This is a genomic window from Curtobacterium ammoniigenes NBRC 101786, assembly GCF_001571045.1.
GTDB lineage: Bacteria > Actinomycetota > Actinomycetes > Actinomycetales > Microbacteriaceae > Curtobacterium > Curtobacterium ammoniigenes.
This window is the reverse complement of the sequence record NZ_BCSV01000003.1, coordinates 1-16208: the sequence shown is the minus strand read 5'-3', so window position 1 is coordinate 16208 and position 16208 is coordinate 1. Positions and strand designations below refer to the sequence as shown.

Genomic DNA, 16208 nt, shown 5'->3' with positions numbered 1-16208 from the left:
GCAGGCTGGGCGCTCGTCTCGCAGGTCGGGACGAGCGCCCAACCTATTCCCGCGGTTCGGGCGCCGGGCGCTCGCCTCCGGGGGCCCGACGAGCGCCCAACGCTGTTCCCGCGGTTCGGCTCGGCACTCCGACGCCTGCGCCCGAGGTAGGCGCACTCCCTCGACCTGCCGCCGGTCAGGCTTGGAGGCGGCACTCCCTCGTCCCGCCGCCGGTCAGGCTCGGGCCGAGGCCGGTCGCTCGCGCGTCGACGCGGGTTTCGCCTGTGGCAGCTTCGTGCCCACGACCTGGTCGATGACGTCGCGCGCGATCGCCTGCGCGGAGAGTCCGACCTGATCGAGGATCTGACTCCGCGAGGCATGGTCGATGAACGCGTCCGGCAGGCCGAGCTCGTTCACGCCGGTGTCAACGCCGGCCGCACGGAGGTCTTGCCGCAGGCGCGTGCCGATCCCGCCGACACGGACGCCGTCCTCGATCGTGATCACGAGACGGTGCTCGCGGGCGAGCTCGGTCAAGGAGGTCGGCACGGGAACGACCCATCGCGGGTCGGCGACGGTCACGCCGATGCCCTGCGCCTCCAGGAGCCCGGCTGCTTCCAACGCGATCGTCGTCATTGGGCCGACAGCGACGATCAGGACGTCAGGAGCGAGATCATCAGGAGTCTCCTCCGACGCTGCGGAGCCGCCTGATCGGGCACCGGAGGGCTCGTGCAGGATCTCGACCCCGTCCTCGAGTCGCCGTACGGCCGGGATGTCCGGACCGACGGCGCCCTTTGGATAGCGGACGACGGTCGGGGCATCGGTAACCGCGAGCGCTTCAGCGAACTCCTCGCGCAACGTCGTCGCGTCGCGCGGCGCTGCGATTCGGATCCCCGGCACGACCTGGAGGATCGCCAGATCCCACATCCCGTGATGACTCGGGCCGTCGGGACCGGTGATCCCGGCCCGATCGAGCACGAACGTCACGCCCGCCTTATGCAGCGCCACATCCATCAGGACCTGGTCAAAGGCGCGGTTGATGAACGTTGCGTACAGCGCGACGACGGGGTGCATGCCGCCATAGGCAAGGCCGGCCGCAGTGGTTACGGCGTGCTGCTCGGCGATGCCGACGTCGTAGACGCGGTCGGGGTGGCGATCCTGGAACCGATGAAGACCGGTCGGCCGGAGCATCGCCGCAGTGATCGCCACGATCCGGGGGTCGCGGTCGCCAGCCTGCGCGAGCGCCTCGGCGAAGACATCGGTCCACGTCGCAGCGTTCGAGGCTTCCAACGACTCGCCCGTCTCCGGGTCGATGTGGCCGACCGCGTGGAACTGGTCGGCGGTGTCTCGGAGCGCGGGCTCGAAACCGTGGCCCTTCTCCGTGATGGCGTGCACGATCACCGGAGCGCCGTAGTCGCGCGCCTGCCGGAGCGCAGCCTCCATTGCGCGCTCGTCGTGCCCGTCCACCGGGCCGATGTACTTGATGTCGAGGTTCGAATACAGCGCCTCGTTGTTCGCGAACCGGCTCAGGAACCCATGCAGCCCACCGCGCATGCCGCGATAGACGGCCCGGCCCGGCGCTCCGAAGTGATCGGCGAAGTCGCGGGTCTTCTCGTAGAGCTCCCGGTATTCGCGCCGCGTGCGCACCGAGTTGAGGAACCGGGCCATCCCGCCAATCGTCGGGGCATACGACCGCCCGTTGTCGTTGACGATGATGACGAGCCGACGGTCGTTGCCGTCCGAGATGTTGTTGAGCGCCTCCCACGTCATGCCACCGGTGAGCGCACCGTCCCCGACGACCGCGACCACGGTCCGGTCCGACTGCCCCGTCGCGTGAAACGCGCGCGAGATCCCGTCTGCCCACGACAGCGACGACGACGCATGCGAGGACTCGACGATGTCGTGCTTCGACTCGGAGCGCTGCGGGTACCCGGCGATGCCACCGCGGGTTCGCAGGGCACTGAAGTCCTGGCGACCGGTGACGAGCTTGTGGACGTACGACTGATGGCCCGTGTCGAAGATGAACGGATCGTTCGGCGAATCGAAGACTCGGTGCATCGCAAGGGTGAGTTCGACAACGCCGAGATTCGGGCCGAGGTGGCCCCCGGTCTTCGCGACTTCCGACACCAGGAACCGACGAATCTCAGCAGCAAGCTGATCCATCTGCGAGTCCGAGAGGCGTTTCAGATCCTCCGGCGATCGAACGCTGGCGAGCAGGCTCACGGGCACTCCTTTCGACTCGCGAAGGTTCAGTGTATGCGTCGGTTCCGACTGGAGTTCGGAGGCAGCGCGCGGGTGGAGGGGTACGTCGAGGCCCGAATTCGGCGCCACCACGACGGACAGGAGGCGCGACGTACGCTGACGCCGCGCCTCCTGGATCCGGAACGCAGTGGGACCGAGTGCGATCCGCTGATCAGACGAGCGATCGGAGCACGTACTGCAGGATTCCGCCGTTGCGGTAGTAGTCGGCTTCACCGGGGGTGTCGATCCGAACGACCGCGTCGAATTCGATCGGCTGCTTGCCCTCGGCCGAGTGTTCGGTCGGTTCGGCGACGACGTGCACGGTCTTCGGGGTCGCGCCCTCGTTCAGCGCGGTGAGGCCGCTGATCGACACCCGTTCGGTGCCGTCGAGCCCGAGCGAATCTGCGGATTCTCCTGCCGGGAACTGCAGCGGCACGACACCCATGCCGATGAGGTTCGACCGGTGGATGCGCTCGAAGCTCTCCGCGATGACCGCCTTCACGCCGAGGAGGCTCGTCCCCTTCGCCGCCCAGTCGCGTGACGAGCCGGACCCGTATTCCTTGCCGCCGAAGATGACGAGGGGAATGCCCTGCTCCTGGTAGTGCATCGACGCGTCGTAGATGAACGACTCGTCGCCGCCGCCGGTCGTGAAGTCGCGGGTGTAGCCGCCTTCAACGCCATCGAGGAGCAGGTTCTTCAGCCGGATGTTCGCGAACGTCCCACGGATCATGACCTCGTGGTTGCCGCGGCGGGAGCCGTAGGAGTTGAAGTCCTTCCGGTCCACGCCGTGCTCGGCGAGGTAGTAGCCGGCGGGGCTGTCCGCTTTGATCGATCCGGCCGGCGAGATGTGATCCGTCGTCACCGAGTCGCCGAGCTTGGCGAGGACGCGTGCACCCGCGATGTCGGACACGGCGTCCGGTTCGATCGCCATGCCCTCGAAGTACGGCGGCTTCCGCACGTAGGTGGACTCTGCGTTCCATTCGAACGTGTCGCCGGTCGGCGTGGGCAGGTTCTGCCAGCGCTCGTCACCCGCGAAGACGGATGCGTACTCGTGCGTGAACATCTCGGTCTCGATCGAGGAATCGATCACCTTCTGGACCTCATCCGCGTCGGGCCAGATGTCCTTGAGGAACACCGCATTGCCGTCGGTGTCGGTGCCGAGGGCGTCCGTGTCGAAGTCGAAGTGCATCGATCCGGCCAGCGCATACGCGATGACGAGCGGGGGGCTCGCGAGGTAGTTCATCTTGACGTCGGGGTTGATGCGCCCCTCGAAGTTCCGGTTCCCGGACAGGACCGCGGTGACCGCCAGGTCGTTGTCCTGTACCGCCTTGGAGATCTCGTCCGGGAGCGGCCCCGAGTTGCCGATGCAGGTGGTGCAGCCATAGCCGACCGTGTAGAACCCGAGGTCCTCCAGGTACTTCGTCAGACCGGCCTTCTCGTAGTAGTCGGTCACGACCTTCGAGCCCGGAGCAAGCGTGGTCTTGACCCACGGCTTGGCCTTGAGACCCTTCTGGGCAGCGTTCCGAGCGAGGATGCCGGCCGCCATCATCACCGACGGGTTCGACGTGTTCGTGCAGGAGGTGATCGCTGCGATCGCAACGGCGCCATGGTCGATCGTGAACGGGTCGGCGCCGTCCATCGCGACCTTCGTGGGCTGCGAGAGCTTCGCGGGTGCGCTCGCCACGAACTCGCGTTCCTGATGCGGAGCGCCGTTGGTGGAACCGACCGCGATCGGGTCGGACGCCGGGAAGGTGTCCTCGACCGCCTCGTCGACGTCTGTGTGCGGGCCCGGCTTCGCGTAGTTCGCCAGGTCGGCTTCGAACTGGTTCTTCGCGTGGGTGAGCTCGATCCGGTCCTGCGGGCGCTTCGGCCCGGAGATCGACGGAACGACCGTCGACAGATCCAGTTCGAGGTACTCCGAGTAGTTCGGGTTCGCGCTCGGGTCGTGCCACAGGCCCTGCGCCTTGGCGTACGCCTCCACGAGCTCGACCTGGGATGCCTCACGTCCGGTGAACCGCAGGTAGTCCAGCGTCACATCGTCGATCGGGAAGATTGCCGCCGTCGAGCCGAACTCGGGGCTCATGTTGCCGATCGTCGCGCGGTTGGCGAGGGGAACCTCCGCCACACCCTCGCCGTAGAACTCGACGAACTTGCCGACAACGCCGTGCTTGCGCAGCATCTGCGTGATGGTGAGCACGACATCCGTCGCCGTGACGCCGGCCGGGATCGATCCGGAGAGCTTGAAACCGACGACCTTCGGAATCAGCATGGAGACCGGCTGGCCGAGCATCGCAGCCTCGGCCTCGATACCGCCGACACCCCATCCGAGCACCCCCAGCCCGTTCACCATCGTGGTGTGCGAGTCGGTTCCGACGAGCGTGTCCGGGTAGGCGAACCGCTCACCGTCGACGTCACGCGTGTAGACCACGCGAGCCAGGTACTCGATGTTGACCTGGTGCACGATCCCGGTACCCGGGGGCACCACCTTGAAGTCTTCGAACGCCGTCTGGCCCCACCGCAGGAACTGGTAGCGCTCGCCGTTGCGCTCGTACTCGATGTCCGTGTTGATGCGAAGCGCATCCTCGCGCCCGAACAGGTCGGCGATGACGGAATGGTCGATCACGAGCTCAGCAGGCGAGAGCGGATTGATCTTCGTCGGGTCGCCCCCGAGGTCGGCCATCGCCTCTCGCATGGTGGCGAGGTCGACGATGCACGGCACACCGGTGAAGTCCTGCATCACGACGCGGGCGGGCGTGAACTGGATCTCGGTGTCGGGCTCGGCCTCAGGCTGCCACGAGCCGAGCGCACGGATCTGCGCCTCCGTGACGTTCGCGCCGTCTTCCGTCCGCAGCAGATTCTCCAGCAGCACCTTCAGGCTGTACGGAAGCTTCTCAGCGCCGGGGACGGCACCGATGCGATGGATCGCATAGTCGGCACCCCCGACTGAGAGCGTGTCCTTCGAGCCAAAGCTGTCCGGGTTCGGCTTGTTCACCGCGGCCTCCTCCTGCATGCAGCGTCAGCGCTGCTCATCGTCGTTTCGTCCGTGCCTGACCCTGGCGGTCGGGCGCATCGCGCTGCCCGTCGAGCGGCCGTTGTGGCCACCCTGCCAGCACCGCCAGCCTAATTCCCGCGATGCACTGCTGCCGCGCAAATTATCTTGATGTCAAGATAGATGCTACACGTGCTCAGACCCAGGGCGGCAGCGCGCGTGTGTCGTGGTGCAGCTTTGGCGGGCGTCAGCGCGACGGGCGAACAGCACTGCGGCAGAGCAGCCAAGTCACCCAGAGCACTCCTGCGTAGAGGGGCACGCCGGTGATGAGTTTGATCGCGGCGAGCGTCTCGACCTGCGCGCTCACGTAGAGCGGCACCTCGATTGCGAGCCGGACCGCGAAGAGTCCGACCCACAGCCAGGTCGCGACGAGCGGAGCCTGGCGAACTGACGCTGAACCCGACGGTGTGGAGGCTCCGCCGGTCTCCTGCGCGATCGCGGCTCTGATGAGACCCACGATGACGTCGATGAGGGGCCGACGAACAGCGACGGAGACAAGGAGCACCGCCAGGCACACGGCGTTCACCACGATGCCTGGGAGAAAGTTCGACTCCGGCTTCCCCGTGATCAGTGCGAGGCCCGCGGAGAGCGCGACTCCGACGAGCCCCGCGATCCCCGACGTGGGCGATTGTCGCTGAATGATCCGGACAACGACGAAGATCACCGCGAGGACCACCGGCGCGAGCACGCTCGGCACCAGCGCACGAGTGACCGTGAACACCACCAGGAATCCGAACCCCGGCAGGATCGACTCGACGAGGCCGCGCACGCCGCCGAGCGCCGACATGAGCGCGGAGCCGGACGGACGCTCGCCCGGTGCGACCTGGGCGATTCCGGAGCGCAGCGCAGCGGCCCGGAATTGATCGACGCCGCGCGCCGGCCCAGACTGCGCCGATGTGGACGGCAATTCAGGGATGGCCTTCGTCTCGGCGGTCGAGGTCTCGTCGAAGTCCGGGTCGGGGGCTGGTCTCATCGATGCATCCGTCAGATGGCGGTCGTCGGCGCCGTCGGCGGCATGTGCAGCGGGATGAGGTCACGCGGTGGCATCGGCGCCGTTCCACGAGCCACCACCACTGACCGGAACAGCTCCTCGATCGCACCCGCCTGCTCCGGGTCATCGGCAGCCGGGCCCGCGATCACGCCCCGCAGGAACCATCGCGGACCATCGACGCCGATGAAGCGCGCAGCCCGGGTTTCGTTCGTGATTCCGTCTTCCCCGATGACGGGCACGCGGGCACGCAATTCCGGACCGAGCGGGCCGTCGACATCGGAAACCGCGCCTCCCTGCATACGGATCTGCTCGGCGATCTGCTCGCGGATCTCGTGCCAGAGGCCGGTCGAGCGCGGCGCGGCGAACGGTTGGACCTGCAGGGTCGACCCCTCGAAGTCCAGGCCGACGGCGACAACACGCTGCGAGCCTTCCTCGACCTCGAGGCGGAGATGAAGCCCCTCGCGCGGGAGGATCTTCACGCCACCGAGATCGACATACGGACGCGCGGCGGATGCTTCGGTCTCGTCGAGTGGACCACGATCGGCGCGATCGTCCGGCGCCGACTTCGCCGTCGAGACACGATCGATCTCTTCGACGAGCTCCTGATCGGCCTCGAGCGCGAGATCGATCTCCGGCGCCGGTTCGACCGCCTCGATCTCATTCGTGGTCTCGCTCTGGTCGGGCGCGTCTGCACCGCGCTTGCGTCGTCCGAACATCAGCGCTGTGTTCCTTCCTCAGATTCGGCAGCATGAGAACCCGGCACCGAGATCGACTCCGCCGATCCGGACGCCGGCACCACGTGCTCGGTGCGGTATCCCGACGAGCCAAACCCCCCGATGCCGCGAACGCTCTCGGGAAGCGCGTCCACCTGCACGAACCGCACGACCGGCACTGGCATGACGATCAGCTGCGCGATGCGATCGCCCGCTGAAACGGCGTACGGCTCGGTTCGGTCCGTGTTGAGTAGGGCGACTTTGATCTCACCGCGGTAGCCAGCGTCCACGGTGCCCGGTGCGTTGACGATGGTGATGCCGTGCTTTGCCGCAAGGCCGCTCCGTGGCACGACGAACGCCGCGAACCCCTCGGGCAACGCGATGCGGAGTCCGGTCCCTACGAGCCGTCGCTCGCCCGGTGCCAGCTCAAACGCTTCCGTCGACACCAGGTCGGCGCCGGCATCCCCCGGATGCGCATAGGCGGGCTCGCTGGCTCCGGTCCAGAGCACGTCAACGGGGTGGGTCACCGTTCGAGGGTAGTGCACGAGTCGTGATCGAATAGTGATGTGCGCATCGAAAACCGCCCCCCCCCTCCGCCTCCACAGGAGGACGTGATGCAATGAGCGCCGTGTCCTCGTACCGTGAACGCCTCTGGGCTCCGCCGCTCCTCTACGTCGCGACCGCGATGGTGATTCCGGCGAGCCTGCTCGTCTTCCTGCCAATCAACTCGACCGTCGGCGAAATCGTCGCCGCCTGCATGGAAGCGGCGGTCCTCGTGCTGCTGTGGGTGCTCGCACCCACGATCGAGGTCACGCCGGACGAGTTCCGCGCCGGCCGTGCGCATCTTCCCCGCGAGTACGTCGGAAGCGTCACGGCGTATACCGGCGCTGAGGCGACGACGCAGCGCGGCCCGAAGCTCGACGCCCGCGCATGGACCTTGTTCCGTGGCTACGTCCAAGGCGTCGTCAAGGTCGAACTCACCGATCCTGAGGACCCGACTCCCTATTGGCTCGTGTCCGTTCGACACCCCGAGCGCGTCGTGGAGGCGCTGCAGCCGCGAAGCGCAGGCTGAGGCGCGGTACCGGCGCCAACCGCAGCCGAACCGGATGACGAACGGCCGGCCTCCCGAAGGAGACCGGCCGTTTCCCTGCCCGCGCGTTGCGTCTCAGAGTGCAGCGCACTCCGCACAGACCGGACCGAGCTTCGACTCGTGGTCGAGCTGCGAGCGGTGCTTCACCAGGAAGCATTCGACGCACGTGAACTCGTCGACCTGCGGAGGAAGAACGACGACGTCGAGGTCGACGTCGGAGAGATCCTGTCCGGCGAGCTCGAAGCTGCCGGGGTTGTCCGTATCGTCGTCGACGACTCCCGACATCTTGTCGGGCACGCGCTCCTTGAGGGCCTCGATCGATTCGGAGTCCGAATCGTCGGTCTTCCGGGGGGCGTCGTAATCGGTGGCCATGCCCATCCATCTCTAGTAATGCGGGGTCGTCGCCGGAATCGGCGGCGACAGTCTGCATCACCCGCCTACGAATCGCAAACCGCTCATCCTGATAACTTCACGAGGCCAGATCGGCCACCTCGAGCGGGCACTCGACGGCGAGTGACAGCGGTGCAACCCACGTGCGGTGACGAGTATTCCTGCATCGGTCGAACAATCGTCCATGGCCGCGCCCGATGGCGAAACTCACGGCACGCCCGTGCGCCTCCCGCTCCTCGGGCGATCGGCGGCGCATACTCCCTGCAGTACGCACGCACGACCGTACGCACGCAACGGAGGGCGGACAGATGCAGGACGTGAGAGTCATCGGCGTCGAATCGGGAGCGCTGTTGCTCGCGAACGACACGGGGAGCGAGTTCCGCCTGCCGGTCACCTCGACGCTGACGGGGCACATCCGGAAGGCCGGCACCGACGGTCAGCCGCACAGACGCATCTCCCCGAAGGATGTGCAGGCGCGGATCCGCGCCGGCGCGAGCGCTGAGCAGGTCGCCGCAGCCATGGAGATCGACACCGAGTACGTCCGACGGTACGAGGGCCCGGTCCTCGCCGAACGCGCCTTCATCCTCGACGCGGCGCAGCGCGTCCGCGTGCATCCCGATGGCGAGCGGTCAGACACCTTCGGCGCCGACATCACGGCACGCTTGGAAGACGGCGGCGCCGCGGACATCCGCTGGGAGGCGTGGAAGGACCCGGAGACGGGCTGGCGGGTGCAGGTCCACTACCGTGCAGCCGAGGTCGACCACGACGCCCAGTGGACGTTTGAACCGAAGACTGCCGCGCTGACGGCGCTGAACGACGATGCGAACCGTCTCTCGGACGCACCCGATGAAGGGATCACGCCGCGGCTGCGCGCCGTCGAGTTCGAACACGCGGAGGCGGATGATCACGACACGACGCACTTCGATTCTGGTGCGTTCCGCGTCGAGCCGGTGGACGACCGTGTGACAGACCCCGACCTCCACGAGCGCCCGGCACTCCGACCAGCGTTGCCGAGAATCGGAATGCCGCCGGTGGTGGACCGCGCGCCCGGCAACGAGACGGCCGACCTGCTCGAGGCACTCCGCCGCCGCCGAGGCGAGCGTGAGAGCGCCGCGTTCGGAACGGAGACCGCGTCCGACGAGCAGACGCCGCAGGAGCCGCAGCGCGCTCGTCCGATGTCGGTGGTCGAGATGACGCTCGACCCCTTCGACGACGACACACAGACCGTGCACGGTGACACCGCACCCCAGCGGCCCGTGCCGGCCGACCTTCCGGCGACCGATCGGCGCGGCGAGACGGACGCTGACCAGCAGCGCGCGTCGCGGCCGAAGCGCGGCCGCAGATCGATGCCGAGCTGGGACGAGATCGTCTTCGGCACGCGGTCGGACGACGACCTGGCCTAGCCGCGCGAGAACCCGGCGGCCAACCGGAGCGGCACAAACAGTTCGTCGTCGGTCAACCCTCCGTGCTGACCGACCATCCGCGGAACGACCGCGCCCGGAGGCAGTGCCCGATCGTCGTTGAACGCCCACGTGCCGCGCGCGACGATGACGACGTCGCCGAAGCGGTCGCGGAGCTCGGGCCGCACGATGCCGAACCAGCCGGCTTCGGCCGCCTGCTCGAACGTCGCGACGAACGCGGCCTTGCCGAGTGATGCCTGGAATGCCTCCGCAACGCGCGGGGCGTCAGCACGCTCGTGCAGGGTCAGTTGGCGCGCTCTCGGGTCGCCGGCCACGCCGCGGACTGCGTCGAGCGTGTCGGCGTCGAGTGCGATGTTCGCCGACTCGGGCACGTCGAGGATGCCGTGGTCGGCGGTCACGAGAACACCGGCGTCCGGAACGACGCTGCTCGCGAGCACCGCAAGCGCTGCGTCGACGGTCTCGAGCGCCGCTGTCCAACGGTCCGACTGCCAGCCGTGCCGGTGCGCGATCGCATCGAGCTCGGGAATATAGAGGTATACGAGGTGGCGACCCGCCTCCGCCACAACACGGGCAGCGGCTGCGACGCGGTCCTCGATGCGCTCCGCCTCGACGTATCGCGCTCCGGCGAGCACCGACCGGGTGAACCCCGAGGACCGGTACCGCGATGGGCCGACGGCGACCGCGTCGACGCCGAGGGCAGTCGCCGTCTCGAAGAGCGTCTCGGTAGCGAGCCAGCCCTCCGGCACTCGATCGTTCCAGCCGGACAGCATGTTCACGACGTCGTGGCGCTCGTCCACCCAGCCGCTGTAGCCGACCACGCCGTGCTCGCCGGGCGAGCGACCGGTGCTGAGACTGGTCAGCGCGGCCGCCGTCGTCGTGGGAAACCCGGTCCGGAGGCGCCTCCCGCTCTCCGTCAGGAATCGCGCGTGCCCGCGCCGGGCCGCGAGCGCGTTCGCGCCCAGACCGTCGACGACGACCACGACGCACGAGCGGACGTCGGGGAGCGCGATGCGCCCGCGGAGCGCGACGCGTTCGAGCCACTCGTCGTCCACAGCGCCGAGGGCACGGAGCGCGCTCGGGAGCACGTCGGCGAGGTTCGCTGCGTCCTGCTGCAGCGTCGGTACGCTTGGAGCCATCTCGGCCAGTCTTCCAGATGCGCATCTCCCGACTGCACAGGGCGGCCGACCGGAAAGGGCACATGGCGCGCACGGACACCGTCGGCGTTCCCGATGGGGAGCGGATCGAGGACGTCGACCTCTCCGAGGAGATGCAGGGCTCGTTCCTGGAATACGCCTATTCGGTGATCTACTCGCGGGCCTTGCCGGATGCGCGCGACGGTCTGAAACCGGTCCAACGTCGGATTCTGTACCAGATGGCCGAGATGGGGCTGCGCCCCGATCGCGGGCATGTGAAGAGCGCCCGCGTGACTGGCGAGGTGATGGGCAAGCTGCACCCCCATGGCGACGGAGCGATCTACGACGCCCTGGTCCGCATGGCGCAGGACTTCACGATGCGCGTTCCGCTCATCGACGGGCACGGCAACTTCGGGTCCCTCGACGATGGCCCGGCGGCGGCACGGTATACCGAGGCGCGCCTCGCAGAGCCGTCGATGGCGATGACCGAAGGCCTCGGTGAGGACGTCGTCGACTTCGTTCCGAACTACGACAACCAGCTCATGCAGCCGGGCGTCCTGCCCGCCGCGATTCCGAATCTGCTGGTCAACGGCGCGTCGGGAATCGCCGTCGGCATGGCAACGAACATGCCGCCGCACAACCTGGGTGAGGTCGTCGAAGCGGCGAAGCACCTCCTGCAGCACCCGGACGCCACGCTCGAGGAGCTCATGGAGTTCATCCCCGGTCCTGACCTTCCGTCAGGGGGCACGATCGTCGGCCTCTCCGGTGTTCGCGACGCATACGCGTCCGGACGCGGCAGCTTCCGCACCAGGGCGAAGACGAGCATCGAGAGCCTGACTCCTCGGAAAACGGGCATCATCGTCACGGAGCTGCCCTATCTTGTCGGGCCCGAGCGGGTGATCGAGAAGATCAAGGACGGTGTCCAAGCGAAGAAGCTCGCGGGGATCGCGGACGTGACCGACCTCACGGACCGGAACCACGGCCTCCGACTCGTCATCGGCATCAAGTCGGGCTTCAATCCGAGCGCGGTGCTCGAGCAGCTCTACCGCCACACGCCGCTGGAAGAGGGCTTCGGCATCAACAACGTCGCGCTCGTCGACGGAAGCCCGCGAACACTCGGCCTGCGCGATCTGCTCGACGTGTACGTGCGGCACCGTCTCGACGTCGTCACCCGTCGCTCGCGCTATCGCCTTGCTCGACGTCGCGAACGACTCCATCTGGTTGAGGGGCTCCTCATCGCCATCCTCGACATCGACGAGGTGATCGACGTCATCCGCTCCTCAGATGACGCAGACGCAGCCCGCGGTCGCCTGCAGCAGGTCTTCGACCTGTCCGAGGTGCAGGCCGAATACATCCTCGAGCTCCGGCTCCGCCGTTTGACGAAGTTCTCACGGATCGAACTGGAGTCCGAGCGCGATGCACTGCAGGCGGAGATCGCAGCACTGGAGGCGCTCCTCGCCTCGGATGCGTCGCTGCGGCACCAGGTCGCCGTCGAACTGTCCGACGTTGCCGAGCGCTTCGGCACGCCACGCCGGACCCTGCTCACCGAGGCCGACGCTCCAGTCCGCGGCGGCCGGAAGGCCGCTGCCGACCCGGCGGACCTGCAGATCGCCGATGCCCCGTGCCGCCTTCTGTTGTCAACGACCGGTCGTCTCGTTCGCGTCGATCTTCCGCCGCAGGACGACTCCGTCGAACAGAGCCGTGCCGTACGCGCGCCGCGGCGCACCAAGCACGACGCGGTTCGATCGTCGGTGCTGGCGTCGACGCGAGCGTCGGTGGGCGCGCTGACCTCCGCTGGCCGTGTCGTGCGCTTTTCACCGGTGGACGTCCCCGCGGTGCCGCCGGCCGCTGTCCGGCTCGATGCCGGGGTTCGTGCGGTCGAGTATCTCGGGCTGACGTCCGCGGAAACCGTCGTCGCCCTGGTCGAGTTCACGACGGAGACGCCGCTCGCGATCGGCACGGCCCAGGGGGTGGTCAAACGCGTTGTTCCAGGCCCGTGGCCGGACAAGCCGGACTTTCCGGTCGTCAGCCTCAAAGCCGGAGATCACGTCGTCGGCGCCGCTCCCGCCCGGGACGACACGGACCTGATCTTCGTCGCCTCCAACGCGCAGCTCCTGCGGTTCCCCGCGTCGGCCGTCCGACCGCAGGGGCTCCCGGCCGGGGGCATGAGCGGCATGTCGCTCGCCGGTGGCGCTTCCGTGATCTGGTTCGGAGCGGTCGCCCCTGATGCCGATGAACCGATCGTTGTGACGGTCTCCAGTTCGTCGTCAACGCTCGCCGGAACCGACCCTGGTCGCGCCAAACTGTCCGCCTTGGCCGAGTTCCCTCGGAAAGGTCGCGCCACCCAGGGCGTTCGGGCCCACGCGTTCCTCAAGGGCGAAGACACCATCGCGCTGGCATGGGTCGGTGGCGCACCGGCGCACGCTGTCGGCTCCGAAGGGTCACCGCGCACACTGCCAGACTGGCTCTCGAAGCGGGACGGCTCCGGCAGCCCGCTGGAGGCTGTGGTCGCGTCGATCGGGTCCGCTCCGCGACTCGACGCCTGACCCGGGCGTCGAGTCGACGCCGTCGGCGTGACGAGACGAGCGTCGGCGCGACGAGCCGGGCGCCGGCGCGAGTGCCGCCGTCGGCGACGGTGCCGACGGCATACGCCAGGGCTCAGGCGTCGATGCGGTCTCGGTCGAGTCCCTCACCGGCGAGGATGAACTCCTTGCGCGGAGCGACGTCGTTCCCCATCAGCAATTCGAACACTCGCGCGGCCTGTTCGGCGTCGACGACGTTGACGCGACGAAGCGTCCGATGCGCGCGGTCCATCGTGGTTTCCGCGAGCTGGTCGGCGTCCATCTCACCGAGCCCCTTGTAGCGCTGTATCGGCTCCTGGTATCGCTTGCCGGCCTTCTCGAGCCGCTTGAGCACGCCCTGCAGTTCCTGCTCTGAATAGGTGTAGAGCGTGTCGTTCGGCTTCCCGCGGTTGATGACCACGACGCGATGCAACGGTGGAACCGCTGCGAAGACACGGCCCGCCTCGACCATCGGCCGCATGTATCGGAAGAACAGCGTGAGCAGGAGTGTTCGAATATGCGCGCCGTCGACGTCAGCGTCGGACATGATGATGATCTTCCCGTAGCGAGCCTGATCGAGCTCGAACGTCCGGCCGGACCCCGCTCCAACTACTTGGATGATGGACGCGCACTCCGCGTTCGAGAGCATGTCGCTCACGGACGCCTTCTGAACGTTGAGGATCTTCCCCCGGATCGGCAGCAGCGCCTGGTACTCGCTGTTGCGAGCGAGCTTCGCGGTGCCGAGCGCGGAATCCCCCTCGACGATGAACAACTCGCTCGCGGCGACATCATTCGACCGGCAATCGGCGAGTTTGGTCGGCAGCGAGGAGTTCTCGAGCGCGTTCTTCCGGCGCTGCGTCTCCTTGTGTGCGCGCGCGGAGATCCGGGACTTCATCTCCGCGACGACCTTTTCGAGCAGCACCGCAGCCTGCGCCTTCTCGGTCCGCTGCGTCGAGGAGAGAATCTCCGTCAAGCGCTTCGCGACGACATTCGCCACGATCTGCCGGACCGCGGGCGTGCCCAGCACCTCTTTCGTCTGTCCTTCGAACTGCGGCTCGGGCAAGCGCACAGTCAACACGGCGGTGAGCCCGGCGAGAACATCGTCCTTCTCGAGCTTGTCCTGACCCACCTTCAGTTTGCGAGCGTTCGCGTCGACCTGCGCCCGCACCGCCTTCATGAGTCCGTTCTCGAACCCGGCCTGGTGCGTCCCGCCCTTCGGGGTCGCGATGATGTTCACGAAACTGCGCAGGACGGTCTCATAGCCGCTCCCCCAGCGGACCGCGACATCGACGTCGCAGGTTCGTTCGACCTCCGTCGACACCATGTGGCCCTGCGCGTCGAGCATCGGGACGGTCTCGGTGAACGTTCCCGATCCGGTGATGCGCCAGGTGTCGGTGAGCGCCGAGTCGGGAGCCAGATGATCGACGAACTCGGCGATGCCGCCGTCGAACTTGAATCGCTCGACCACGGCTCCGACAGGTGCGGCCGTGCCGCTGGCAGCCGCATGCTCTGCGGCCGCAGCGAGTGTTCCCGGTCGCTCGTCGGCGATGGTGATCGCGAGCCCGGGGACGAGGAAAGCGGTCTGGCGTGCGCGCGCGACGAGCTCGTCGTGGCGGAACGCGGCGTCCTTGGTGAAGATCTGACGGTCCGCCCAATAGCGGATCCGTGACCCAGTCACGCCCCGCTTGACCTTGCCGATCACCCGCAACTCGCTGTCGGCGATAAACGGGGTGAACGGCGCATCCGGGCCGATCCCGTTCCGGTCGTCGAACACGCCGGGCTCGCCTCGACGGAACGACATGGCCCAGGTCTTCCCGTCGCGGTCGACCTCGACGTCGAGCCGTTCGGAGAGCGCGTTGACGACGGAGGCGCCGACGCCGTGGAGCCCTCCGGATGCCGCGTATGAGCCAGTGCCGAACTTGCCGCCGGCGTGGAGCTTCGTGAACACGACCTCAACCCCGGTGAGCCCGGTCTTCGGTTCGATGTCGACCGGGATTCCTCGCGCAACGTCGGCAACCTGCACACTGCCGTCGGCGTACAGGTGCACTCCGATCGTGTCGCCGTATCCGGCAAGCGCCTCATCCACCGAGTTGTCGATGATCTCCCACAGGCAGTGCATGAGTCCGCGGGAGTCGGTCGAACCGATGTACATGCCGGGCCGCTTGCGCACGGCCTCGAGCCCCTCCAGCACGGAAAGGTGGCGGGCAGAATAGTCGGAACTCACCCGACGAGGCTACCCGGGGCCACCGACTCCCTCTGATCGCCACCCCGCCGAGGGCGGTGGGAATCCGCCCACGGCGAAACAGGCCGCGCGGATGCGCCCATACCCAGGGGCGTGTGTTGCAATGGGTCAACATCACGGCACTACCCGAACAGATGAGGAGCACAGCCATGACCCAAACCGTGCAGGACCTCTCCATCGACGAATCCGGACGCAACGAGCTCACGGCCGCGGACCGCTGCGACCTCTGTGGAGCGCAAGCGTACATCCGGGCGACGATGGCCACGGGCGAGCTCCTCTTCTGCGCGCACCACGGCGCCGAGTTCAAGGACAAGCTCGCGGCGACCGCAATTGAGTGGCACGACGAGACAAGCCGCCTCTACGCGAGCTGACGGCCTCCAGCTGCTGAACGCCTCGTCGCA

General features: G+C 67.7%; 12 protein-coding genes. 4 read left to right on the top strand and 8 right to left on the bottom strand.

The annotated features are described in order from the left end of the window. Positions 1-213 precede the first annotated feature (213 nt). The 5 genes from dxs to dut all read right to left on the bottom strand — a co-directional run bounded on the left by dxs (position 214) and on the right by dut (position 7497). Positions 214-2199 (bottom strand): 1-deoxy-D-xylulose-5-phosphate synthase, encoded by a 1986-nt coding sequence (gene dxs / locus CAM01S_RS07100; protein ID WP_066518743.1) that lies wholly within the window; start codon positions 2197-2199, stop codon positions 214-216. 190 nt (positions 2200-2389) lie between these two features. Next, the gene (gene acnA, locus CAM01S_RS07095; protein WP_174520415.1) at positions 2390-5209 is read right to left on the bottom strand and encodes an aconitate hydratase AcnA; all 2820 of its coding nucleotides are present in this window, start codon (positions 5207-5209) and stop codon (positions 2390-2392) included. A 244-nt stretch (positions 5210-5453) separates the two neighbouring features. Beyond that, positions 5454-6239 carry a DUF3159 domain-containing protein gene (locus tag CAM01S_RS07090; protein ID WP_066518741.1) on the bottom strand — a complete coding sequence of 262 codons (786 nt, stop codon included), beginning with the start codon at positions 6237-6239 and terminating at the stop codon, positions 5454-5456. Between the two features lie 11 nt (positions 6240-6250). Beyond that, a complete protein-coding gene (locus CAM01S_RS07085; RefSeq protein ID WP_373277700.1) occupies positions 6251-6976 on the bottom strand; it encodes a DUF3710 domain-containing protein in 726 nt (241 codons plus the stop codon). Then, entirely contained in the window at positions 6973-7497 is a 525-nt protein-coding gene (dut, locus tag CAM01S_RS07080) for a dUTP diphosphatase (protein WP_066519873.1), read from the bottom strand. The genes CAM01S_RS07085 and dut overlap by 4 nt, the downstream gene beginning before the upstream one ends. Before the next feature lie 92 nt (positions 7498-7589). Between dut and CAM01S_RS07075 the strand changes: the two genes are divergently transcribed. Next, positions 7590-8042 (top strand): DUF3093 domain-containing protein, encoded by a 453-nt coding sequence (locus tag CAM01S_RS07075; RefSeq protein WP_066518740.1) that lies wholly within the window; start codon positions 7590-7592, stop codon positions 8040-8042. 93 nt (positions 8043-8135) lie between these two features. On the opposite strand, the gene CAM01S_RS07070 is transcribed toward CAM01S_RS07075, so the two are convergent. Further along, entirely contained in the window at positions 8136-8432 is a 297-nt protein-coding gene (locus tag CAM01S_RS07070) for a DUF4193 domain-containing protein (protein WP_066518737.1), read from the bottom strand. Between the two features lie 326 nt (positions 8433-8758). Between CAM01S_RS07070 and sepH the strand changes: the two genes are divergently transcribed. Then, a complete protein-coding gene (gene sepH, locus CAM01S_RS07065; RefSeq protein WP_066518735.1) occupies positions 8759-9853 on the top strand; it encodes a septation protein SepH in 1095 nt (364 codons plus the stop codon). Here sepH and CAM01S_RS07060 read toward each other — a convergent pair. Continuing rightward, the gene (locus CAM01S_RS07060) at positions 9850-11007 is read right to left on the bottom strand and encodes an alkaline phosphatase family protein (protein WP_066518733.1); all 1158 of its coding nucleotides are present in this window, start codon (positions 11005-11007) and stop codon (positions 9850-9852) included. The two genes, sepH and CAM01S_RS07060, sit on opposite strands and share 4 nt — an antisense overlap. A gap of 62 nt (positions 11008-11069) precedes the next feature. Here CAM01S_RS07060 and CAM01S_RS07055 point away from each other — a divergent pair, with 62 nt between their 5' ends. Further along, positions 11070-13550 (top strand): DNA gyrase/topoisomerase IV subunit A, encoded by a 2481-nt coding sequence (locus tag CAM01S_RS07055; RefSeq protein WP_066518730.1) that lies wholly within the window; start codon positions 11070-11072, stop codon positions 13548-13550. 112 nt (positions 13551-13662) lie between these two features. Here CAM01S_RS07055 and CAM01S_RS07050 read toward each other — a convergent pair whose 3' ends face one another. Further along, entirely contained in the window at positions 13663-15789 is a 2127-nt protein-coding gene (locus tag CAM01S_RS07050) for a DNA gyrase/topoisomerase IV subunit B (RefSeq protein ID WP_066518727.1), read from the bottom strand. A 167-nt stretch (positions 15790-15956) separates the two neighbouring features. Between CAM01S_RS07050 and CAM01S_RS07045 the strand changes: the two genes are divergently transcribed. Then, on the top strand, positions 15957-16178 hold the full coding sequence (locus tag CAM01S_RS07045; protein ID WP_066518723.1) for a DUF7455 domain-containing protein: 222 nt from the start codon (positions 15957-15959) through the stop codon (positions 16176-16178). Positions 16179-16208 lie beyond the last annotated feature (30 nt).